This is a genomic window from Streptomyces sp. NPDC059455 (genome assembly GCF_042750115.1).
Taxonomy (GTDB): domain Bacteria; phylum Actinomycetota; class Actinomycetes; order Streptomycetales; family Streptomycetaceae; genus Streptomyces; species Streptomyces endocoffeicus.
The window spans coordinates 126,903-148,346 of sequence record NZ_JBHYVB010000001.1 but is presented as its reverse complement, the minus strand read 5'-3'; the positions used below and the strand labels follow the sequence as shown (position 1 = coordinate 148,346).

19 protein-coding genes and 1 pseudogene are annotated in these 21,444 nt (G+C 70.9%); 10 read left to right on the top strand and 10 right to left on the bottom strand.

The annotated features are described in order from the left end of the window. The first annotated feature begins 180 nt into the window (after window positions 1–180). Entirely contained in the window at window positions 181–516 is a 336-nt protein-coding gene (locus tag ACFXB5_RS00615) for a WhiB family transcriptional regulator (protein WP_201856118.1), read from the top strand. A gap of 683 nt (window positions 517–1,199) precedes the next feature. Here ACFXB5_RS00615 and ACFXB5_RS00610 read toward each other — a convergent pair. After that, a complete protein-coding gene (locus ACFXB5_RS00610) occupies window positions 1,200–2,549 on the bottom strand; it encodes an ArsA family ATPase (RefSeq protein WP_385201042.1) in 1,350 nt (449 codons plus the stop codon). 53 nt (window positions 2,550–2,602) lie between these two features. Then, window positions 2,603–3,583, bottom strand: a complete 981-nt coding sequence (locus ACFXB5_RS00605) for an ArsA-related P-loop ATPase (RefSeq protein ID WP_385201040.1) — start codon at window positions 3,581–3,583, stop codon at window positions 2,603–2,605. Between the two features lie 72 nt (window positions 3,584–3,655). Here ACFXB5_RS00605 and ACFXB5_RS00600 point away from each other — a divergent pair, with 72 nt between their 5' ends. The 4 genes from ACFXB5_RS00600 to ACFXB5_RS00585 all read left to right on the top strand — a co-directional run bounded on the left by ACFXB5_RS00600 (window position 3,656) and on the right by ACFXB5_RS00585 (window position 6,413). Beyond that, window positions 3,656–3,811 carry a DUF4177 domain-containing protein gene (locus ACFXB5_RS00600; protein WP_020870215.1) on the top strand — a complete coding sequence of 52 codons (156 nt, stop codon included), beginning with the start codon at window positions 3,656–3,658 and terminating at the stop codon, window positions 3,809–3,811. After that, on the top strand, window positions 3,811–4,281 hold the full coding sequence (locus tag ACFXB5_RS00595; RefSeq protein ID WP_044573073.1) for a RidA family protein: 471 nt from the start codon (window positions 3,811–3,813) through the stop codon (window positions 4,279–4,281). Before ACFXB5_RS00600 ends, ACFXB5_RS00595 begins: the two co-directional genes overlap by 1 nt. 219 nt (window positions 4,282–4,500) lie before the next feature. Beyond that, window positions 4,501–5,586: an NUDIX hydrolase gene (locus ACFXB5_RS00590; RefSeq protein ID WP_385201038.1), complete on the top strand. Its 1,086-nt coding sequence runs from the start codon at window positions 4,501–4,503 to the stop codon at window positions 5,584–5,586. Further along, on the top strand, window positions 5,583–6,413 hold the full coding sequence (locus ACFXB5_RS00585) for an MBL fold metallo-hydrolase (protein WP_385201036.1): 831 nt from the start codon (window positions 5,583–5,585) through the stop codon (window positions 6,411–6,413). The genes ACFXB5_RS00590 and ACFXB5_RS00585 overlap by 4 nt, the downstream gene beginning before the upstream one ends. A 123-nt stretch (window positions 6,414–6,536) precedes the next feature. Here the strand turns inward: ACFXB5_RS00585 and ACFXB5_RS00580 are convergent, their stop codons facing one another. Further along, on the bottom strand, window positions 6,537–7,211 hold the full coding sequence (locus ACFXB5_RS00580; protein ID WP_014061749.1) for a Crp/Fnr family transcriptional regulator: 675 nt from the start codon (window positions 7,209–7,211) through the stop codon (window positions 6,537–6,539). A gap of 224 nt (window positions 7,212–7,435) precedes the next feature. Between ACFXB5_RS00580 and nth the strand changes: the two genes are divergently transcribed. Genes nth through ACFXB5_RS00565 form a run of 3 tightly spaced genes read left to right on the top strand, consistent with a single transcriptional unit; the run spans window position 7,436 to window position 10,200 of the window. Next, window positions 7,436–8,305: an endonuclease III gene (gene nth / locus ACFXB5_RS00575; RefSeq protein ID WP_385201034.1), complete on the top strand. Its 870-nt coding sequence runs from the start codon at window positions 7,436–7,438 to the stop codon at window positions 8,303–8,305. Then, entirely contained in the window at window positions 8,302–8,985 is a 684-nt protein-coding gene (locus ACFXB5_RS00570; protein WP_201856111.1) for a CoA pyrophosphatase, read from the top strand. Before nth ends, ACFXB5_RS00570 begins: the two co-directional genes overlap by 4 nt. Window positions 8,986–8,997: 12 nt before the next feature. After that, window positions 8,998–10,200 carry a MarP family serine protease gene (locus ACFXB5_RS00565; protein ID WP_385201032.1) on the top strand — a complete coding sequence of 401 codons (1,203 nt, stop codon included), beginning with the start codon at window positions 8,998–9,000 and terminating at the stop codon, window positions 10,198–10,200. A 42-nt stretch (window positions 10,201–10,242) separates the two neighbouring features. On the opposite strand, the gene ACFXB5_RS00560 is transcribed toward ACFXB5_RS00565, so the two are convergent. The 6 genes and pseudogenes from ACFXB5_RS00560 to ACFXB5_RS00535 all read right to left on the bottom strand — a co-directional run. Beyond that, the gene (locus ACFXB5_RS00560; RefSeq protein ID WP_078956796.1) at window positions 10,243–10,446 is read right to left on the bottom strand and encodes a hypothetical protein; all 204 of its coding nucleotides are present in this window, start codon (window positions 10,444–10,446) and stop codon (window positions 10,243–10,245) included. 143 nt (window positions 10,447–10,589) lie between these two features. After that, window positions 10,590–11,516: an alpha/beta fold hydrolase gene (locus ACFXB5_RS00555; RefSeq protein ID WP_385201030.1), complete on the bottom strand. Its 927-nt coding sequence runs from the start codon at window positions 11,514–11,516 to the stop codon at window positions 10,590–10,592. Next, window positions 11,513–11,974 (bottom strand): phage holin family protein, encoded by a 462-nt coding sequence (locus tag ACFXB5_RS00550; protein WP_385201028.1) that lies wholly within the window; start codon window positions 11,972–11,974, stop codon window positions 11,513–11,515. Before ACFXB5_RS00550 ends, ACFXB5_RS00555 begins: the two co-directional genes overlap by 4 nt. A gap of 223 nt (window positions 11,975–12,197) precedes the next feature. Further along, a complete protein-coding gene (nhaA, locus tag ACFXB5_RS00545; protein ID WP_385201026.1) occupies window positions 12,198–13,589 on the bottom strand; it encodes a Na+/H+ antiporter NhaA in 1,392 nt (463 codons plus the stop codon). 286 nt (window positions 13,590–13,875) lie between these two features. Beyond that, the gene (acs, locus tag ACFXB5_RS00540) at window positions 13,876–15,837 is read right to left on the bottom strand and encodes an acetate--CoA ligase (protein ID WP_385201024.1); all 1,962 of its coding nucleotides are present in this window, start codon (window positions 15,835–15,837) and stop codon (window positions 13,876–13,878) included. A gap of 114 nt (window positions 15,838–15,951) precedes the next feature. Then, window positions 15,952–17,028 (bottom strand): annotated as a pseudogene (locus ACFXB5_RS00535) (carbonic anhydrase); the annotation flags it as partial. Window positions 17,029–17,587: 559 nt separating this feature from the next. Here ACFXB5_RS00535 and ACFXB5_RS00530 point away from each other — a divergent pair. After that, window positions 17,588–18,946 carry a hypothetical protein gene (locus tag ACFXB5_RS00530; RefSeq protein ID WP_385201022.1) on the top strand — a complete coding sequence of 453 codons (1,359 nt, stop codon included), beginning with the start codon at window positions 17,588–17,590 and terminating at the stop codon, window positions 18,944–18,946. Here the strand turns inward: ACFXB5_RS00530 and ACFXB5_RS00525 are convergent. Beyond that, window positions 18,927–19,931, bottom strand: a complete 1,005-nt coding sequence (locus tag ACFXB5_RS00525; protein WP_385201020.1) for an ATP-binding protein — start codon at window positions 19,929–19,931, stop codon at window positions 18,927–18,929. The genes ACFXB5_RS00530 and ACFXB5_RS00525 overlap by 20 nt on opposite strands. A 102-nt stretch (window positions 19,932–20,033) precedes the next feature. Between ACFXB5_RS00525 and ACFXB5_RS00520 the strand changes: the two genes are divergently transcribed. Further along, window positions 20,034–20,861, top strand: coding sequence for an oxidoreductase (locus ACFXB5_RS00520; protein WP_385201019.1), 828 nt, complete (start codon window positions 20,034–20,036; stop codon window positions 20,859–20,861). Window positions 20,862–21,444: the final 583 nt, after the last annotated feature.

Below are 21,444 nucleotides of genomic sequence, written 5' to 3'. Positions count from 1 at the left end.
TCGTCAGCTCACTCCGTTGGGTGATCTGCCGCGTACCCATAGTCCGTTCGGACCATCCAAGATTGGGCCTGCAGGGGGTGTTGCGCTGTGTCTCGCTTCCGTAACGTCCTCAACTGGCGACGGTGAATATGCCGTTTGTCGCCGTGGGGGAGCTCCGATTCGGGAGAGGACGGCGCCAGCATGGGCTGGGTAACCGACTGGAGTGCGCAGGCCGCCTGCCGCACTACTGATCCAGATGAACTGTTCGTCCAGGGCGCGGCACAGAACAGGGCCAAAGCGGTCTGCACCGGATGCCCGGTGCGCACCGAGTGCCTTGCGGATGCCTTGGACAACCGCGTGGAGTTCGGTGTGTGGGGAGGGATGACCGAGCGCGAGCGGCGAGCACTGCTGCGCCGCCGGCCGACGGTGACCTCCTGGCGCAGGCTCCTGGAGACCGCGCGCATCGAGTACGAGCGCAGCACGGGCATTCTGCCCTTCGACGACGAGGACTATGAGCGCTTCGCCGCGGTCGGATAGGCCGGACGGCGGTTCGCCGGTGGTCGGCTGACGGCCTGCCGGGCTGACGGCCTGGCTGACGGCCTGCTGGGCTGAGACAGCCTGCCGGGCTGACGGCCTGCTGGGCTGACGGCCCGCTGGCTTGTTGCCTGCCGGGCTGATGCCTCCTGCCGGTGTGAGCGTCTTGCCTCACCATCACCTCACCCACCTCTCGTCTCGGCACGAGTGGGGGTGCGAGTACGGGCGCGCCTCGTCAGGGGCGGGTACGGGTACGCGCACGCCTCCGAGCACGACCGCGGCCCTGGCCGCGGTCGGCCGTGGGGCTGTGGGGGCGCGTGTGTGACACGGCCTCGGGTGACGTGGCTTCCTGTGGCATGGTCTGGTGTGACATGGCTAACAGGTCGTGGCGGGCCGGGGGTTGGTCCGCCGTCTGGGCCATTGGCGCCGCCTTCGGCTACCGGTTACGCCCTCGGCCACCGGTGACAGCCACCGGTGACTGTGGCATGCCCGCGTGCGAGGCGTGGGTCTGCCTGTGCGTGCCGTTGGCCGTCGGCTGAGCAGCCGCGTCCGCCGAAGCCCGAGGCCCAGCTGCGGGCGTCCGCGCGCCATGCGGTCCATCACCGCGTTCGCTATGCGTGCTGTCTGTCGTGCTGTCGTGCGTCTCCATCCATGCGCGGGCGGCCAACCACCCGGCGGGCACCGACTCAGCCCGCCACGCGATTGGTCCGCTCCGGCGGGACCGCGAGGCGTTCGCCGATCGCCCGCAGTCCTGCCAAGTCGTGTACGTCGCCAGGGAGTGCGGCCACTTGGGCCACCGGAACCTCGGGGTGGAGCGCCGTGAAGCGGTCGTGTGTGCGCTGCTCGCGTCCGAGCACCTGCATACGCTCCGCGTGCAGCCGAAGCAGTCCCGCGGCGAGCCGCTCCGCCGACGAGTCCGCCGACGTGGGGGAGACGTCGGGGTCCGCTGCCGAGGGGTTCCGCGCTTGAGCATTCCCTGAGGGGGGATCGACAAATCCGCCATCGGCAAGATTTTCTGCCCTGGCGCCGTTCTTGGCCGGATCGCTTCCCTCCGCCGCGTTCGCGAGCGCATCGTCCGGATCCACGGGGTCGCCCGCCAGGGTCAGGATCTCCGCGGCGGCCAACGCACGTTCCGCCGACAGCTGTTCGGCACCGCTGCCGTGGACCCGGTTCAGCACCAGCCCGGCCAGCGGCATCTGGTCCGCGGCCAGCCGTTCCACGAAGTACGCGGCCTCCCGCAGGGCGTCCCGCTCGGGCGCGGCCACCACGAGGAAGGCCGTACCCGGAGCCTGCAGGAGCCGGTAGGTGGCCTCCGCGCGAGTACGGAATCCGCCGAACATGGTGTCCATCGCGGCAGCAAACGTCTGAACGTCGCGCATCAGCTGTCCGCCGAGCACCTTGCTGACCGTGCCCGTCATCATCGAGACGCCCACGTTCAGGAACTTCATCCCGGCCTTGCCGCCCACCTTGGCCGGGGCCATCAGGACCTTGATGAACTTCCCGTCCAGGAAGGAGCCGAGACGTTTCGGCGCGTCCAGGAAGTCCAGCGCCGACCGGCTGGGCGGGGTGTCGACGACGATCAGGTCCCATTCGTCGCGGGCCCGGAGCTGGCCGAGCTTCTCCATGGCCATGTACTCCTGCGTGCCCGCGAAACCGGCCGAGAGCGACTGGTAGAAGGGGTTCGCGAGGATCGCCCGGGCGCGCTCGGGGTCGGCGTGCGCCTCGACGAACTCGTCGAACGTTCGCTTCATGTCGAGCATCATGGCGTGCAGTTCGCCGCCGTTCCCGCCGCCGATGCCCTCCACCCGGCGCGGGATGTTGTCCAGCGCGTCGATGCCCATGGACTGCGCGAGCCGGCGGGCCGGGTCGATGGTGAGGACGACGACCTTACGGCCGCGCTCGGCGGCCCGTACGCCCAGGGCGGCGGCGGTGGTGGTCTTACCGACGCCACCGGAGCCGCAGCACACCACGATGCGGGTCTGCGGATCGTCCAGCAGGACATCGATGTCCAGCCGGGGTGCCACGTCCATGCTCATGCCGCCTCCTGCGTACGACTCGTTGTCCGTGGCGCCCTTATGGCGGGCGCCGCTCACGCCGGCCACTGCTTGCGCAGATCCGCCGCGAGCCGGTACAGCCCGGCCAGGTCGATGCCGTCCGTGAGCAGCTCCAACTCGTGCAGCGGCAGGCCCAGGCCGGTCAGCTCGGCGCGCTGCGCCCGCTCCAGCGCCACCCGCTCGGCGTGCTCGCGCGCCTGTTCCAGCAGCGGGTCGACCAGCCGCTCGGCCATGCCGCCGCGGCGCGCACCGCCCAGGCCCGCCTGGGAGAGCGCCTTGGCGACGGCCGCGCGCTGCCCGTTGGCGGCCACCTCGACGGCCTCGTGGTCGAGGATCGCGGGCCGGACCATGTTGATGATGACCCCGCCCGTCGGGAGGCCGTCGGCGCGCAGCTCGGCGATGCCGTCCGCGGTCTCCTGGACCGGCATTTCCTCCAGCAGGGTCACCATGTGGACCGCGGTCTGGGGGGACTTCAGGACGCGCATCACGGCCTGGGCCTGATTGTGTATCGGGCCGGTCCTGGCCAGCCCGGCCACCTCGTGGTTGACGTTCAGGAAGCGGGTGATGCGGCCGGTGGGCGGCGCGTCCATGACCACGGAGTCGTAGACGAAGCGGCCGTCCTTCTTGCCCTTACGGCGCACCGCCTCGCACGCCTTGCCGGTCAGCAGGACGTCCCGCAGCCCCGGGGCGATGGTGGTCGCGAAGTCGATCGCGCCGAGCTTCTTGAGGGCGCGTCCGGCCGAGCCCAGCTTGTAGAACATATGGAGGTAGTCCAGGAGTGCGAACTCCGGATCGATCGCCAGGGCGTGCACCTCCCCGCCGCCCGGCGCGGTGGCGATCTTCCGCTCCTCGTAGGGCAGCGGCTCCGTCTCGAAGAGCTGCGCGATGCCCTGGCGGCCCTCGACCTCCACCAGCAGGGTTCGCCTGCCATCGGCCGCGAGGGCCAGCGCGAGTGCGGCGGCGACCGTGGTCTTGCCGGTTCCGCCCTTGCCACTGATGACATGGAGCCTGCTCACAGTGGGGAGCCTAACCAGTCCCCCCTCGCCCTACGCACCAGGGCCCGGCGGAGAGGCATTACAGTCGGCCCCATGACCAAGTGGGAATACGCGACCGTACCGCTGCTCGTGCACGCCACGAAGCAGATTCTGGACACCTGGGGCGAGGACGGCTGGGAGCTGGTCCAGGTGGTCCCCGGCCCGAACCCGGAGCAGCTGGTGGCCTATCTGAAGCGGGAGAAGGGCTGATGGCGGGCGGCACGGTCGAGGGCAGGCTCGCCGGGCTCGGCCTGACGCTGCCCGCGGTCGCGGCGCCCCTCGCCTCCTATGTGCCCGCGCTCCGCACCGGTCCGTACGTCTACACCTCGGGTCAGCTGCCGCTGGTCGAGGGGAAGCTGGGCGTGACCGGCAAGGTCGGCGCGGAGGTCACCCCCGAGGAGGCCAAGGACCTGGCCCGCATCTGTGCGCTGAACGCGCTGGCCGCCGTGAAGTCGGTTGTCGGCGACCTCGACCGGATCGTGCGGGTCGTGAAGGTCGTCGGCTTCGTCGCCTCGGCGCCGGACTTCACCGGCCAGCCAGGTGTCATCAACGGCGCGAGCGAACTGCTGGGCGAGGCCCTGGGCGACGCGGGCGTGCACGCGCGCAGCGCGGTGGGCGTGGCGGTGCTGCCGCTGGACGCGCCGGTCGAGGTCGAGATCCAGGTCGAGGTCGCGGACTAATCCAGGTCGAGGTCGCGGACTAGCGGACGCCGGATCGCGGACGGCCGACGGTTCCGTGGGCGATCCGGCCGGTGGGCGATCCCGCCGGTGGGGCGCACACGCGGGCGTGCGTGTACGCGGACCGGGCGGACCGGTGTGACGGCCGGTGCGCGGACCGGTCCCGGCGTGGCGCCGCGGGGGCCACTCGAACATCAGCCCGTAAGCGCATAGCATCCGGCCATGTCCACTACGAATGGCCAGTGGTACCCACCCGAGTGGCCAGAGCGGATCCGGCTTCTGTCCGCCGGTGAGCTCACACCGGTGGCACCGCGCCGGGCCGCCACCGTCCTGCTGCTGCGGGACGGACCGTACGGAACGGCCGGGCAGGACGCACCACAGGACGCGCGGGACGCTCAGGGCGGGGACGGGGAGCACACACCGGACGAGCTCGACGCGGCGGAGCGGCCCGGCGCGGCGCGGGAGTCCGCGGGGGCGCCGGAGCTCGCAGACGCCGCGCAGGGCCCTGAAACACCCCCAGAGGGCCTGCGGGACGCGGCGGGCGGGGCCGCCGGTCCCGCCGTCTACATGTTGCGCAGACGCGCGTCCATGGCCTTCGCCGGAGGCGCGTACGCCTATCCGGGCGGTTCCGTGGACCCGCGCGACGAGCGGATGGTCACCTGGGCCGGTCCCTCGCGGGCCCAGTGGGCGCGGCGGCTGGGCCTGGACCCGAGCGAGGGGACGCAGGCGCAGGCCATCGTGTGCGCGGCGGTCCGCGAGACCTTCGAGGAGGCGGGGGTGCTGCTGGCGGGCCCGACGCCGCACACCGTGGTCGCGGACACGACGGGGGACGATTGGGAGGCGGACCGCGCGGCGCTGGTCGCCCGGGATCTGTCCTTCGCGGAGTTCCTGGACCGCCGGGGGCTTGTCCTCCGCTCGGACCTGCTGAGCTGCTGGGCGCGCTGGATCACCCCGGAGTTCGAACCGCGCCGCTACGACACCTGGTTCTTCGTGGCTGCGCTGCCGCGGGGGCAGCGCACCCGTAACGCCTCCACGGAGGCGGACCGGACCGTCTGGATCCGTCCGGGTGACGCGGCCGACGGCTACGACCGTGGCGAGCTGCTGATGATGCCGCCCACGATCGCGACGCTGCGCCAGCTCGTGGGCTACGGCTCGGTCGCCGACGCGCTGGCCGCCGCGGCGGACCGGGACCTGACACCGGTCCTGGCCCGGGCGCGGGTGGAGAACGGGGAACTGGTGCTGAGCTGGCCGGGCCATGATGAGTTCACCAAGCACATCCCGGGAGCCACGGGGGGACCCTCCGCATGACGTACGCATCCGCTCTGCCCGGCCAGCCGCGCGGGGGCACCATCGGTGGCCCGGCCACCGACCGGGCCGTCTGCGTCCTGGCGCCGAACGCCTCGCCCATGACCCTGGACGGCACCAACACCTGGATCGTCGCCGAGCCCGACTCCGACCTCGCCGTCGTCATCGACCCCGGGCCGCTGGACGACGCCCACCTCAAGGAGGTCATCGCGGCCGCCGAGCGGGCGGGCAAGCGGGTCGCGCTGACCCTGCTCACCCATGGCCACCCGGACCACGCGGAGGGCGCGGCGCGCTTCGCCGAGCTGACGCGGACGTCCGTAAGGGCGCTGGATCCGGCGCTGCGGCTGGGGGACGAGGGGCTGGAGCTGGGCGACGTCATAACCACCGGCGGTCTGGAGCTGCGGGTGGTGCCCACGCCCGGCCACACCGCCGACTCGCTGTCCTTCCACCTTCCGGCCGATGGCGCGGTCCTCACGGGCGACACGGTGCTCGGGCGGGGCACGACCCTCGTCGCGCATCCGGACGGGCGGCTCGGCGACTATCTGGACTCGCTGCGGCGGCTGCGCTCGCTGACGGTGGACGACGGGGTGGACACCGTCCTGCCGGGCCATGGACCGGTGCTGAACGACGCCCGGGGCGCCGTGGAGTACTACCTCGCGCATCGCGCCAATCGGCTCGCGCAGGTGGAGACGGCGGTCGAGGACGGCTACCGGACGCCCTCGGAGGTCGTGGCGCATGTGTACGCGGACGTGGACCGGTCCCTGTGGCCGGCGGCGGAGCTGTCGGTCCGGGCCCAGCTGGACTATCTGCGCGACCACGGGCTGATCTGAGGCCGGCTCTCCTCGGAGCCTTGTGGGCCCGCGGTCTGTGGGGCCGGCCGTTCATGAGCGCCGTAAGGGGCCCGCCGGATTCCGGCGGGCCCCTTACGGTCGGTCTTCGTGTTCCGTCCGGCGTCAGCGGGAGCGCTTGGCCAGCCGCTCGACGTCCAGCAGGATCACCGCGCGCGCCTCCAGCCGCAGCCAGCCGCGGCCCGCGAAGTCGGCGAGCGCCTTGTTGACGGTCTCGCGGGAGGCGCCGACCAGCTGGGCCAGCTCCTCCTGGGTCAGGTCGTGGACGACGTGGATGCCTTCCTCCGACTGCACGCCGAAGCGGCGCGACAGGTCCAGCAGGGCCCTGGCGACCCGGCCCGGAACGTCGGAGAAGACCAGGTCGGACATCTGGTCGTTGGTCTTGCGCAGGCGCCGGGCGACCGCGCGCAGCAGCGCGGAGGCGACCTCGGGCCGGGCGTTCAGCCACGGCTGGAGATCGCCGTGGCCGAGGCCGAGCAGCTTGACCTCGGTGAGGGCGGTGGCGGTGGCGGTGCGCGGGCCCGGGTCGAAGAGCGACAGTTCGCCGATCAGCTCGCCGGGGCCGAGCACGGCCAGCATGTTCTCGCGGCCGTCGGGAGAGGTGCGGTGGAGCTTCACCTTGCCCTCGGTGACCACGTACAGGCGATCGCCGGGGTCCCCTTCGTGGAAGAGTGCGTCACCCCGCGCGAGGGTGACCTCTCCCATGGAGGCGCGCAGCTCAGCGGCCTGCTCGTCATCGAGCGCCGCGAAGAGCGGGGCGCGCCGCAGAACGTCGTCCACGAGTCTCTCCTTGTCGACATGCACAGGGGACCGACGTCCCCATGATGCCGGACGGTAAAACAGTGCGATCAATCACAAGTTTGACGCACTGGCCTGGCGAGCTGTGCGGCAGGGGTCCGATTGGGGGCCTCCTCGCTGTGGCCGGACCGGATGTCAGTGGGTGGGCTTAGGCTGGCCGGGTGTCCAATACGCCGGTGAGAGCACAGGGCAAGGGGGCCGGACGGGTGACCGCACCTCGTAATTCCGCCGTGGGCGAACAAGAGTCCGCCGACTCGACAGAAGCCTCGAAACCACATAAATCGGTCAAGGGCTCGAAGGGCGCCCACCCCGAGTCCCGGCTCGCGCTCGTCCGCCGCGCCCGGCGCATCAACCGCGAGCTCGCCGAGGTGTATCCGTACGCCCATCCCGAGCTGGACTTCGAGAACTCGTTCCAGCTGCTGGTGGCCACGGTCCTCTCGGCCCAGACCACCGATCTGCGGGTCAACCAGACCACCCCCGCGCTCTTCGCCGCGTATCCGACGCCCGAGGACATGGCGGCCGCCGACCCGGAGGCCCTGGAGCAGCTGATCCGGCCCACCGGCTTCTTCCGCGCCAAGGCCAAATCGCTACTCGGCCTGTCCGCCGCCCTCCGCGACCGGTTCGGCGGCGAGGTCCCGGGCCGGCTCGAGGACCTGGTCACCCTGCCCGGTGTCGGCCGTAAGACGGCCAATGTGGTGCTCGGCAATGCCTTCGGGGTGCCGGGCCTGACCGTGGACACCCACTTCGGGCGGCTGGTGCGGCGCTGGAAGTGGACCGCCCAGGAGGACCCCGAGAAGGTCGAGGCCGAGATCGCCGCGCTCTTCCCCAAGAGCGAGTGGACGATGCTCTCGCACCGCATCATCTTCCACGGCCGCCGCGTCTGCCACGCCCGCAAGCCCGCGTGCGGCGCCTGCCCGATCGCCCCGCTCTGCCCGGCGTACGGGGAGGGCGAGACCGACCCGGACAAGGCGAAGAAGCTGCTGAAGTACGAGATGGGCGGCCAGCCGGGCCAGCGCCTGCGCCCGCCGTCCGACTACCCCGGCCGTCCCGCCGCCCCCCTGGGAGCCGCCGAATGACGAGCACCTACGGGGATGTGGAGGTCAGTGCCCAGGGGCTGCCGGAGTGGCTGCTCCCGGTGGCCCGGCTGGCCGAGACGATCGAGCCGCGCCAGCTGAGCCGGTATCTGCCGCCCGAGCAGGGCGGAGGCCGCCCCTCCGCCGTGCTGGTGCTCTTCGGCGAGGGCCCCGGCGGCCCGGAGCTGCTGCTCATGGAGCGCTCCGGCTCGCTTCGCTCGCACGCCGGTCAGCCCTCCTTCCCCGGCGGTGCCCTCGACCCGGAGGACGGCGATCCGGAGGAGGAGGGCCCGCTGCGCGCGGCGCTGCGCGAGGCCGAGGAGGAGACGGGGCTCGACCCCTCGGGCGTCCAGGTCTTCGCGGTGCTGCCGCGGCTCTACATCCCGGTGAGCGGCTTCGTCGTCACCCCGGTGCTGGGCTGGTGGCGCCGGCCCACCCCGGTCGGGGCGGTGGACCCGGCCGAGACGGCCCGGGTCTTCACGGTCCCCGTGGCGGATCTCACGGACCCGGCGAACCGGGCCACCACCGTCCACCCCAGTGGCCACCGGGGGCCCGCCTTCCTGGTGGGATCCGCTCTGGTCTGGGGTTTCACCGCCGGAGTGATCGATCGCATCCTGCATTACGCGGGGTGGGAGCGACCGTGGGACCGAGCCAAGCGCGTCCCACTCGACTGGCGCGCGTGAGACGGTGTTCCGGTGAATGTGCTGGACATCCTGCTGCTGCTCGCCGCCGTGTGGTTCGCGATCGTCGGCTACCGCCAGGGTTTCGTCGTCGGCGTGCTGTCGGTGACGGGGTTCATCGGAGGCGGGTTGGTCGCGATCTATCTGCTGCCGCTCATATGGGACGGCACCACCGACGACAAGGCATCCCCCGGCACCGTCGGTGCCGTGGTGGCGATCGTCCTGGTGATCGTGTGCGCCTCGGTCGGCCAGGCGGCCACCACCCACCTGGGGAACAAGCTGCGGCGGTACATCACCTGGTCACCGGCGCGCGCCCTGGACGCGACCGGTGGCGCGCTGGTGAACGTCCTGGCGATGCTGCTGGTGGCCTGGCTGATCGGCTCCCTGGTGGCCCAGACCTCGCTCCCCACCCTGGGCAGGGAGGTCCGCGACTCCAAGGTGCTGCTCGGGGTCTCCCGCGTCGTTCCCGACGAGGCGAACACCTGGTTCACCGACTTCTCGTCCGTGCTCGCGCAGAACGGCTTCCCGCAGGTCTTCTCGCCCTTCGCCAACGAGCCGATCACCACGGTGCCGCAGCCCGACCCCGCGCTCGCCCAGTCCCCGGTGGCCACGCGGGCGCAGGACAGCATCGTCAAGGTCGTCGGCACCGCCCCCAGCTGCGGCAAGGTCCTCGAGGGCAGCGGCTTCGTGTTCGCCCCGAACCGGGTCATGACCAACGCCCACGTCGTCGGCGGCGTCAGCGACCCGACCGTGCAGATAGGCGGCGAGGGCCGGCTGTACGACGCCAAGGTCGTGCTCTACGACTGGAAGCGCGATATCGCGGTCCTCGATGTGCCCTCGCTGCAGGCCCCGGCGCTGCAGTTCGCGCAGGACGACGCGCGCACCGGCGATGGCGCGATCGTCGCCGGCTTCCCGGAGAACGGCGCCTTCGATGTGCGCGCGGCCCGCGTCCGCGGCCGTATCGAGGCCAACGGCCCCGACATCTACCGCCGCTCCACCGTGCACCGCGATGTGTACTCGCTGTACGCGACGGTGCGGCAGGGCAACTCCGGCGGTCCGCTGCTCACCCCGCAAGGGCGGGTGTACGGCGTGGTCTTCGCCAAGTCCCTCGACGACGCCAACACCGGATACGCGCTGACGGCGGACGAGGTGAGCGAGGATATCCAGAAGGGGCGCACGGCCGACCAGCCGGTGGACAGCCAGGGGTGTGCCCTCTAGATTCCGGTGTCGCTGTGGCCCCGGGCCGCGCCCGAGATACTGCTAGCGGCCGCGTGGATGGCGCAGTCGCGCCGAGACCCACCGGGCCCGGCGGCGGATGATGCGGGGAATCCCGATGTTCGGGTCATGGCCTTGGGTAGGCCCGGAGCCGCCCCGCTCGGAAACACTCAGCGCGGCATTGGCGGTAGCGGCGGCCTCGGGGCCGCGGCTGTTTGGTGCGTCACGGTAGTCGTGCGTCCAGCCCATACCTCGGTGTGTGCCCCTGACCCAAGGTCCGTAATCGCCGGTGGCTGCGGCAATTGGCCTATGCTCCGGGCAATTGGCTGTTCGAAAAACAGATGTTCGCACGAGCGTGGGGACGTGGTCGGAATGCGTACGTCCGATGACGCTCAGCGGTCGGGTTCGGGGTCCTTCAGCCAGTTGATCAGCTCGGTGGTGAAGGCCCGGGGGTCCTCCTCGTGCGGGAAGTGGCCGAGCCCGTCGAAGAGCCGCCAGCGGTAGGGAGCCTCGACATACTCCCCGGAGCCCGCGGCGCTGCGGGTGCGCGTCACCGGGTCGAGTGAGCCGTGCAGATGCAGGGTCGGCACCCGCACTGGCCGCTTCATCCGCCGGTTGAACTGGAAACCGTCCGGCCGAGCCAGCGACCGCACCATCCAGCGGTACGGCTCGATCGAGCAGTGCGCGGTCGAGGGGATGCACATCGCCCGCCGGTAGACCTCCACCGCCTCGTCCTCGGGCAGCCGCGGTCCGGACCAGTCCCGGATCAGCCGGCCCACGGCCGCCGCGTCGTCCGCGACCAGCTGGCGCTCGGGCAGCCAGGGCCGCTGAAAGCCCCAGATATGGGAGCTGGCCGCGCTCTGCTTGACGTCCGCGATCATCGCCGAGCGCCAGCGTCGGGGATGCGGCATCGAGGCCACCGCGAGCCGCCGCACCAGCTTCGGCCGCATCACCGCGGCCGTCCACGCCAGGTATCCGCCCAGGTCATGGCCGACGAGCGCGGCGTCCGGCTCGCCCAGCGAGCGGATCACACCGGTGATGTCGAGGGCGAGGTTGGCCGGGTCGTAGCCCCGCGGCGTACGGTCGCTGCCGCCCACCCCGCGCAGATCCATCGCGACCGCGCGATAGCCGGCCTCGGCGAGCGCGGGCAGCTGGTGCCGCCAGGTCCACCAGAACTGCGGAAAGCCGTGCAGCAGCAGCACCAGCGGGCCGTCACCCAGCTCGGCGATGTGGAAGCGCGCGCCGTTGGCCGCGACATCCCGGTGGGTCCAGGGGCCGTCGAGCCGTACGACCGACGCGGAGGTATCAGGGACGGTCATGCCGACGAGCGTGTCACATCCTGCGCGGGGCGTCCGCCATTGCTCCCGGCACGCGGATGCGGCTTGACGCTCCCCAGTACGGCGGCCGTCTCCTTGGACGAGGAAATCGACCGCTTCGGCGCCTTCACCTTCTTGAACTTCAGCAGCGCCAGCAGACCCAGGATCCCGGCGAACAGCCAGTAGATCCCGCCCACGATCAGGAAGCACCAGGCGAGGCCGAGGCCGGTCCACGAGCGCATGCCGTACGCGAGCGCGAAACTCAGCACCGGCAGCGAGAACAGCAGCAGCACCCCGGCCGCCATCCCCGCGCCGCTGCCGACCGCGGCCTTCTTGGCCCCCACCCGGAGCTCGGCCTTGGCCAGCGCGATCTCGTCGTGCATCAGCGCCGACAGCTCGCTGGTCGCCGTCGCCACCAGCTGGCCGAGGCTGCGGTTGCCGCCGTCGTCGGCTGCGCTCATCGCCATCTCCCTCTGCTCTTGTGCGTCTTACCGCTCGTGTTACCGCTCGTGTCTAGTGCGTCTTGCGCTCGTGCCGCGTCGTCAGTGCTCGGTACGCCGCCCGTGCTTCGTACGCCGCCCGTGCTTCGTACGCCGCCCGTGCTTCGTACGCTGCCCGTGCTTGGTACGTGGTCAGTGCTTGCTACGTCTTCTGCACATTTCTGCGGGTGTCAAGCCTCTCAGATCATGCCGGACCATCGTCGCCGGAGTCGTTCGCGGCAGCCACTTCGGCAAGCCGCCGGTGCTCGGCGGCCTTTGCCTCGTGAATGGCGGCCATCCGCAGGTGGTACGCGGGGCTGTCGAGCTCATAGATATCCGGGATGCCGTCCATGTCCTCGTCCCGCTCCTCCTCCTGACACAGCCGCTGGTACTTGGTGTTGCGCAGTTTGAGAAGGATCCCGGCGAACAGGGCGGCGGTCAGCGAGCCGATGAGGACCGCCGCCTTGACCTCCTCGGCGAGCGTGGGATCGCCGGGGAAGGCGAGTTCGTCGATGAGGAGGGAGACGGTGAAGCCGATTCCGGCGAGGGTGGCCACGGCGAAGACATCGGCCCAGGCCAGGTCTTCGTTCAGCTCGGCCCTGGTGAAGCGGGCGGCGCACCAGGAGCCGCCGAAGACGCCGATGGCCTTGCCCACGACGAGGCCGAGGACGACGCCGAGGGTCTCCGGGCGGGTGAAGACGTCCGCCACGGCGCCGCCCGAGAGCGGCACCCCGGCCGCGAACAGCGCGAACAGCGGCACCGCCACCCCCGCCGACACCGGGCGCACCCGGTGCTCGACGCGCTCGGCGGGGGAGCGCTCCTCGCCCTCCCGTACGGTGCAGCGCAGCATCAGGCCCATCGCGACGCCGGCGATGGTGGCATGCACACCGCTGGCGTGCATCAGCGCCCAGATCACCACGGCGAGCGGGACGTATATCCAGGCCGTCCGGACGCCCTTGCGGTGCAGCAGCCAGAAGAGGGCGAGCGCGGCGACCGACAGGATCAGGGCGACGAAGTTGATGCGCTGGGTGAAGAAGATCGCGATGATGAGGATCGCGCCGAGGTCGTCGACGACCGCGAGAGTGAGCAGGAAGGCGCGCAGCGCGGCGGGCAGCGCGGTGCCGATCACGGCGAGAACGGCGAGCGCGAAGGCGATGTCGGTGGCGGTCGGCACGGCCCAGCCCTTGAGACTGCCGCCGCCGCTCGCGCTGACGATGACATAGACGAGCGCGGGCACGGCCATGCCGCAGACGGCGGCGATCACGGGCAGGGCGGCGGCCTTCGGGTCGCGCAGCTCGCCCGCGACCAGCTCGCGCTTGAGCTCGATACCGGCGACGAAGAAGAAGATCGTCAGCAGGCCGTCGGTGGCCCAGGAGGCGACCGAGAGACGCAGATGCAGCGCCTGGGGGCCGAAGGAGAAGTCCCTGATGCCGCCGTAGACGCCGCTGAGGGGGGTGTTGGCGAGGATCAGCGCCACGATGGCGGCCACCAGGAGGATCACACCGCCGACGGTCTCGGTGCGCAGCGCGTCGATGACGAACGTCCGCTCGGGCAGCGACAGGCGTCCGAGAAACTTGCGGCTGGTGGGCGCGGCCACGGGCGGGCCTCCTGGGTGGGTCGAGGTGCGGATACACGTGTGGCGTATGCCGACCAGACTTCCCGGCGCTCCTGCCCATCATCTTGTCGCAATTTTTATGCGACAGCCACCTGCGGCGGTCACCTGCGACAGCCACCTGCGGCGGCGACCTGCGACAGCGACGTGCGGCGGCCGCCTGTGACGGCCACCTGCGGCGGCGATCCGCAGCAGCCACAGCGAAGGGGCGCCCCCGCCAGAAACCGCCCAGGCGGGAGCGCCCCTCGTTCGTTCGGCGCGGGTGCTGGGATCAGTCCTCGCTGGGGGCGGAGGGCAGCTTGCTCTGGATCAGCTCCATGACGGAGGAGTCGGTGAGCGTGGTGACATCGCCCAGCGCCCGGTTCTCGGCGACATCGCGCAGCAGACGACGCATGATCTTGCCGGAGCGGGTCTTGGGCAGCTCGGCCACCGGCAGGATCCGCTTGGGCTTGGCGATCGGGCCGAGCTGCTTGGCCACATGCGCCCGCAACTCCTCGACCAGGCCCTCGTCCTCGGCCGCGCCGCCGCGCAGGATGACGAACGCGCAGATGGCCTGGGTGGTCTGCGGGTCGGTGGCACCGACGACCGCCGCCTCGGCGACCTTGGGGTGCGAGACGAGCGCCGACTCGACCTCGGTCGTGGAGATGTTGTGGCCGGAGACCAGCATCACATCGTCGACCCGGCCGAGCAGCCAGATGTCGCCGTCGTCGTCCTTCTTGGCGCCGTCGCCCGCGAAGTAGCGCTTGTCGAAGCGGGACCAGTAGGTGTCCAGATAGCGCTGGTCATCGCCCCAGATGGTGCGGAGCATGGACGGCCACGGCTCGGTGAGCACCAGATAGCCGCCATGGCCGTTCGGCACCTCATTGGCCTCGTCGTCCACGACGGTGGCGTCGATGCCCGGCAGCGCGACCTGGGCCGAACCGGGCTTGGTGGCGGTGACGCCCGGCAGCGGGCTGATCATGATGCCGCCGGTCTCGGTCTGCCACCAGGTGTCCACGACGGGCGTGGTGTCCGCGCCGATGTGCTTGCGGTACCAGACCCAGGCCTCGGGGTTGATGGGCTCGCCGACGGAGCCGAGGATCCGCAGCGAGGAGAGGTCGAACTTGGCCGGGATGTCGTCGCCCCACTTCATGCAGGCGCGGATCGCGGTCGGGGCGGTGTACAGGATGGTGACCCCGTACTTCTGGACGACCTCCCACCAGCGGCCCTGGTGCGGGGTGTCCGGGGTGCCCTCGTAGAGCACCTCGGTGGCGCCGTTGGAGAGCGGGCCGTAGACGATGTACGAGTGGCCGGTGACCCAGCCGACGTCCGCCGTGCACCAGAAGACATCCGTCTCCGGCTTGAGGTCGAAGACGGCGTGGTGGGTGTAGGAGACCTGGGTGAGGTAGCCGCCGGAGGTGTGCAGGATGCCCTTCGGCTTACCGGTCGTCCCCGAGGTGTAGAGGATGAACAGCGGGTGCTCGGCGTCGAACGCCTCGGGGGTGTGCTGCTCCGGCTGGCGCTCCACGATCTCGTGCCACCAGACGTCACGGCCCTCGCTCCAGTCCACCTCCTGGCCGGTGCGGCGGACGACCAGCACATTGCGCACGTTCTCGGTGCCGGGCCGGGTGAGCGCCTCGTCGACGGCGGGCTTGAGCGCGGACGGCTTGCCACGGCGGTAGCCGCCGTCGGCGGTGATGATGACCCGGGCGTCGGCGTCCTGGATACGGGTGGCGAGAGCGTCGGCCGAGAAGCCGCCGAAGACCACCGAATGCGGGGCGCCGACGCGGGCGCAGGCCAGCATCGCGACCACGGTCTCCGGGATCATCGGCATATAGATGGCGACCCGGTCGCCCGACCGGACACCCAACTCGGTGAGTGCATGGGCCGCTTGGGAGACCTCCCGCTGCAGCTCGGCGTAGGTGAGGGAGCGGGTGTCGCCGGGCTCGCCCTCGAAGTGGAGCGCCACCCGGTCGCCCAGGCCGTTCTCGACATGCCGGTCGACGCAGTTGTACGCCACATTGAGCTTGCCGTCGGCGAACCACTTCGCGAAGGGCGGGTTCGACCAGTCGAGTGTCTCGGTCGGCGCGGTCGCCCAAGAGAGCCGACGGGCCTGCTCGGCCCAGAAGCCCAGGCGGTCCACCTTCGCCCGCTCATACGCCTCGGCCGTGACATTGGCGTTCGCGGTCAGCTCGGCGGGCGGCGCGAAGCGACGCTCCTCCCGAAGAAGGTTGGCCAGGCTCTCGTTACTCACGACATCTCCCATTCCCAGGGTGTCCGTTGTGTCCCAGGCCATAGCTCATCAGCCAACGGCACACCCTGACAAGGGCTGTCGCCGAATATTGGTTTAGACCTTTAGTCGTGTTCGTCACCGTCCCAGCTCCAGGGCGCCCTGGACGGGGTCGCCGCCACGCTCCGCCACGCCGGAACGGCCCCTTCCAGGCCGGGTGGGGGCCGCCGTGGTGGCGAGGCAGACGGGCATCGGCGCGCCATGGTCCGGGCGGACGGGCAGAAACCTCCCCGTACCCGTGTCCAGGACATACGCCTGGGCCTCCGCCACCTGGAAATACATGCCGTGCAGCGCCAGCCCGCCCTCCGCCACCCGCCGTGCCACACAGCCGTGCTCCATCAGATGGTCGAGCTGCTGTCTCACATTGAGCAGCGCCAGCCGCTCCACATCGTCGGCCACCGCCCGGCTCGACAGGGCGACCTCGCCGCGCCCCAGCCGACCGATCCGCTCCATCCGCGCCAGCGCCGGTCCACCGTGGCGCAGCCAGCGCTCCAGCGGCGTCCCGTCCCCGTTGGGAGATGCCCCGGGCGTGCCGGAGGGCGCCATGGGCCTGCCGGGGGGCGCCTCGGGCGTGCCGGAGGGCGCCTCGGGTCCGCCGGATGCCTCGGCCCCGTCGGTGGACGCCCCGGGCTGAGGTGGTGTGCGGACCGGCGTCGATGAGTCGAGCAGCGCCTGCATCGCACCGCATCCGGAGTGGCCGCACACCGTGATGCTGCTGATCTTCAGCACCTCCACCGCGTACTCGATCGCCGCGCCCACCGAGTCACAGGAGTCATCGGAGCCCGGTGGTGGCACCAGATTGCCGACATTGCGCACGGTGAACAGATCGCCGGGGCCACTGGAGGTGATCATGCTGGTCACCAGGCGGGAGTCGGCACAGGTGAGGAACAGCTGACTGGGCCGCTGCCCCTCCCGGGCCAGCCGGGCCAGCTCATCGCGGACCAGCGGTGCCGTATGGCGCTGGAACGCGCTCACCCCGCCCAGCAGCTGACCACCCGCGTCTCCGCCGGCGGCGACGCTCACCCCGACGCCCGCGGCCGCCGGGGCCGGACGGGTGCAGTGGTGATCACGCCAAGGCGTCCACGGCCGGCAGGCCCGGGCACCGTCCGTCTCGGCGATCCGCCGCGCCGCCCGTCCATCGGCCGCCGGATGTCCGTAGCCCGCCCCCCGCCCAGAGCCCGCTGTCCGCCCAGAGCCCGCTGTTCGCCCGGAGCCCGAGGATCGGAGGAGCACCGTGAGGAGGGTGATCGCGAGGGTTGCGGCGGCGGCCATGAGTCCGGCCCGGAGCGAGGCGCCGCGGGCCGACGCGATGCCCAGTGAGACGGAGGCGATACCCAGTGAGAGTGGAACGGCGAACCGGAAGAGGGCGGCCGAGGCGGAGGGATCTCCATGTCTGAGGCGGGAGACCCGGTGGATCCGGTCCAAGAGCTTCAACATTCCCGTCTCCTCCGGGGCTTCGGTCGCGGATAGGCGCGCGGCCGTGGGTCACGGCGTACTGCGGTACTGACTTCCAAGCGTTGGTAAATGAATCGTAATGGCGAGTAAAGTCGCTGGGAAGTCTTTTGGGGAGAATGAGCCGGTATTCCCCCTATAGGGTGAATAGTCATTTAAAACGCCTTGTCATCCTCTGTCTTTTTCTCTGCCCATGCGAGATTTGCTCCTATCCGGCCGGATCTCCCGGGACAGGGCACGACACGAGGGGCGAGGTGGCGACATGAGAGCCAGGGGAGGCGGAAGGGCCAGAAGAAACGTCACTGCACTGCTGGCCGCGGCGGTGGCGCTCTCCTCGTCGGTCGGCTGCTCAGAAGACTCCACCCACACCCATGGGCCGGGCGGCACCACGGGCGCGCGCCATGACAGGGACAGCCCGCAGAAGGGTCCGGGGGCGCCGAACCATCCCCACAAGGCTCCGAAGGTGCTACGCCTCATCGGCGACGGATCGACCTCCGACACCGGTCCCCAGCCCCATCAGCCGAAGACCGAGCCGCTTGAACCGGGCGAGAGACCACCGCAGTTCGTCGTCTTCTCCTGGGACGGCGCCGGCCAGGGCAAGAAGAAGCTGTTCTCCCGCTTCCGCGCGGTCGGCAAGAAGTACGGCGCGACGATGACGTACTTCCTCAGCGGGGTGTACCTGCTGCCCGCGGAGAAGCGGTACCTCTACGATCCGCCCAAGCATCGGCGCGGCGCCTCGTCGATCGGCTTCAACGACGTCGAGGGCATCAAGGCCACGGTGGAGCAGCTCCGCGGCGCCTGGCTGGACGGCAATGAGATCGGCACCCACTTCAACGGCCACTTCTGCGGACGCCGCCGCGGAGTCGGCACCTGGTCGGCGCGCCAGTGGACCAGCGAGATCCAGCAGGCCGAGTCGTTCGTCGAGAACTGGAAGACCAACGCGGGCCTGGAACACGAGAAGCCGCTCCCCTTCGACTACGGCAAGGAGCTCGTCGGCGGTCGCGCACCCTGTCTCCAGGGGCAGAAGAACCTGATCCGGGCGGCCGCGAAGCTGGGCTGGCGCTATGACGCGAGCTCACCCGGTGGGCTTCAGATCTGGCCCCGCAGGATCCACGGCATCTGGGACTTCCCGCTGCAGCAGATCCCGGTGCCGGGCCGCGCGTTCGAGACGCTCTCCATGGACTACAACTTCCTCGCCAACAAGCCGCGCAAGAAGAAGGGCAAGCGGCCCAAGCGCTCCACCTGGGGCCGTCCGATGCGCGACGGTATGCTCGCCGCCTTCGACCGGGCGTACGAGGGCAACCGGGCGCCGCTGTTCATCGGCAATCACTTCGAGTCCTGGAACGGCGGAACGTATATGCGCGCCGTGGAGGACGTCATCAAGAAGGTCTGCCCGCGCAAGGAAGTGCGCTGCGTCTCCTTCAAGCAGCTGGCCGACTGGCTGGACGCGCAGAACCCCAGCGTCCTGGAGAAACTGCGGGTGCTGGACGTCGGGATGCGGCCACCGGGTGGCTGGAAGCGCTACCTGGCCGCCGAGCCGGGGCGGACGTCCGATCGCGGAACGGCGCACGAGCGGACGTCCGGGCACCACACGCGGACGGCTAAGCGGGAGCGGGAGTAGCCGCCGAACTCTCCGCCGGCGCGAACTCCCGCAGCCCGAAGGCGGGGTCGACCTGGGCGGCAAGGTCGGCACCCGTCTTCGCGTTCCCCCAGCTCTGCGCGTTCTTCAGGTGGAAGTGCACCATCTGACGGGTGTACCGCTGCCAGTCGCGCCGCTCGTACGAGCCGTCGACCGCGCCCTGCAGCGTCCGTAGCGCCTCGCGGTTCGGCTCCTCCAGCTCCTCGAACCCGGGCGCACGGCCCTTCTCCATCGCCCGGACCCAGTCGGAGTGGCCGAACGCGACCAGCAGGTCATCGCTCACCTCCGCGCGGAGGAAGTCCAGGTCGTCCGGGCCCTGCACCTTGTTGCCGACCACCTGGAGCGCCACATCGAAGTCGCGGGCGTACTCCTTGTACTGGCGGTAGACGGAGACGCCCTTACGCGTGGGCTCGGCCACCAGGAACGTCATGTCGAAACGGGTGAAGAGGCCGGAGGCGAAGGAATCGCTGCCCGCCGTCATGTCGACGACGATGAACTCGCCGCGCCCGTCGACCAGATGGTTCAGGCAGAGCTCGATCGCGCCGACCTTGGAGTGGTAGCAGGCGACACCGAGGTCGGATTCGGTGAAGGGGCCGGTCGCCATCAGCCGCACCGACCCGTTGTCGAGCGGCAGGGTGCGGGCGCATGCCCGGTAGACGGGATTGTCCTCGCCGATCCGCAGCAGCCGCGAGCCCTCACCCGGCGGGGTGGTCTTGATCATGGTTTCGGCGGAGGCGATCCGGGGGTTCGTACCGCGCAAGTAGTCCTTGATCAGCGGGAGATGGGCGCCCATCGCGGGCAGCGCGGCGGCCTCCGCCTCGTCGAGTCCGAGCGCCACGCCCAGATGCTGATTGATATCGGCGTCGACGGCGACGACGGGGGCGTGGGTGGCGGCGAGATGGCGGATGAACAGCGACGACAACGTGGTCTTGCCGCTTCCACCCTTGCCTACGAAAGCGATCTTCATGTTCACCTAGCGTAGGTGAGTGATCCCGGACCATGAGGGATTTACGTGAAGAACACCACTCCAACGAGGGGCGCCCGGCGCGAGGTGCGTAGTGTCGTACTCATGAGTACGTCAGCTGATCCGCTCGCCACCCTGGCCGCGCTGCCCGGTGTGACCGAGTCCGTGAACGCCGTACGGGCCGCCGTGGACCGGGTCTATGGGCACCGGGTGATGCGCCGCCGCAGCAATGAGGTCACCTCCGAGGCGGCGTTGCGCGGGGCGCGGGGCTCCGCCGCGCTGGCCGGTGCGGACTGGGCGCTGGAAGAGGTGCGCCGCCGCACCGACTTCGGGGCCGAGGGTGAGCCCCGCACGGTGGGGGCGGCGCTGCGGCTGACCGCCGAGGCGGGGCAGCTGCTGAGCATCTGGCGGCAGTCGCCGCTGCGGGTGCTGGCCCGGCTGCATCTGGTCGCGGCGGGCGGGGCGGAGGGCGACGAGCGGATCGGCCGCCCGCGGCAGTCGGGTGAGCCGGTGGACGAGCCGCTGATCGGGTCCGATCTGCCGCTGCCGGACGCGGACGAGGTGGCGGGGCGGCTCGATGGGCTGGCCCGGCTGCTGCTCGCGGGCAGCGAGGCTCCGGCGCTGGTGACGGCGGCGGTGGTGCATGGCGAACTGCTCGCCCTGCGGCCCTTTGTCTCCCGCAATGGTCTGGTGGCGCGGACGGCCGAACGGATCGTGCTGGTCGGCAGCGGTCTCGATCCGAAGTCCATCTGCCCGGCCGAGGTGGGGTACGCGGAGCTGGGCGCCGCGCCGTACATGGCGGCGCTGGAGGGCTATGCGTCCGGGACGCCGGAGGGGATGGCGGTGTGGATCGCGCACTGCGGACGGGCGGTTGAGCTCGGAGCGCGGGAGTCCACGGCGGTCTGCGAGGCCCTGCAGCGCGGGGCGGCCTGACGCGGGACAGGTGTGGCCTGACGTCGGAGAGGCGTGGGCTGACGCGGGACGGGTGCGGTCTGACGTCGGAGAGGCGCGAGACGCGGGACGGGTGCGGTCTGACGTCGGACCAAGGCGGGCCGGCCCCGGACAAGAGTTGCGGCGGTACCACATGGGCACCGCCGCTGGCACAGCTGCCGGGTTACCATGCGTGCAATCTCATTCGCCCATCAGGTCGGGAACTTCTGCCCGTCACCTGGTGCGGCTGGCCCGTAATCGACGGGTCGACGTCGCGTGGGTGCTCAGCATCTGTGCTCGGTCCGTGGGGCCTTGGCGTCTGGGGGTTTCCTCCCGGATACCCCTGGTCTCGCGGGCCGTCGATTCCTTTGTACTCCTGCGCGAGGCCAATCGGAACCCCTCACCGCAGATCTTTGCTGTTACCCCTAAATGCGGGCATAAAGGGCGCGGCGCCGATTGGTGTACCACAGCAGCCCGGCGGTGGGGGGGGGGGGGGGCGGGCCCCCCCCCCCCCCCCCCCCCCCCCCCGCCCCGCGGCCGGCGGGGGGGTGGGGGGGGCGGGAGCGGGCGCCCGCGCCGCGGCGGG

Coding starts and splice junctions, on each gene's coding strand:
- ACFXB5_RS00615 (WP_201856118.1), top strand. CDS start 181: ATGGGCTGGGTAACCGACTGGAGTGCGCAGGCCGCCTGCCGCACTACT.
- ACFXB5_RS00610 (WP_385201042.1), bottom strand. CDS start 2,549: ATGAGCATGGACGTGGCACCCCGGCTGGACATCGATGTCCTGCTGGAC.
- ACFXB5_RS00600 (WP_020870215.1), top strand. CDS start 3,656: ATGACCAAGTGGGAATACGCGACCGTACCGCTGCTCGTGCACGCCACG.
- ACFXB5_RS00595 (WP_044573073.1), top strand. CDS start 3,811: ATGGCGGGCGGCACGGTCGAGGGCAGGCTCGCCGGGCTCGGCCTGACG.
- ACFXB5_RS00590 (WP_385201038.1), top strand. CDS start 4,501: ATGTCCACTACGAATGGCCAGTGGTACCCACCCGAGTGGCCAGAGCGG.
- ACFXB5_RS00585 (WP_385201036.1), top strand. CDS start 5,583: ATGACGTACGCATCCGCTCTGCCCGGCCAGCCGCGCGGGGGCACCATC.
- ACFXB5_RS00570 (WP_201856111.1), top strand. CDS start 8,302: ATGACGAGCACCTACGGGGATGTGGAGGTCAGTGCCCAGGGGCTGCCG.
- ACFXB5_RS00560 (WP_078956796.1), bottom strand. CDS start 10,446: ATGGGCTGGACGCACGACTACCGTGACGCACCAAACAGCCGCGGCCCC.
- ACFXB5_RS00555 (WP_385201030.1), bottom strand. CDS start 11,516: ATGACCGTCCCTGATACCTCCGCGTCGGTCGTACGGCTCGACGGCCCC.
- ACFXB5_RS00550 (WP_385201028.1), bottom strand. CDS start 11,974: ATGAGCGCAGCCGACGACGGCGGCAACCGCAGCCTCGGCCAGCTGGTG.
- ACFXB5_RS00530 (WP_385201022.1), top strand. CDS start 17,588: ATGAGAGCCAGGGGAGGCGGAAGGGCCAGAAGAAACGTCACTGCACTG.
- ACFXB5_RS00525 (WP_385201020.1), bottom strand. CDS start 19,931: ATGAAGATCGCTTTCGTAGGCAAGGGTGGAAGCGGCAAGACCACGTTG.
- ACFXB5_RS00520 (WP_385201019.1), top strand. CDS start 20,034: ATGAGTACGTCAGCTGATCCGCTCGCCACCCTGGCCGCGCTGCCCGGT.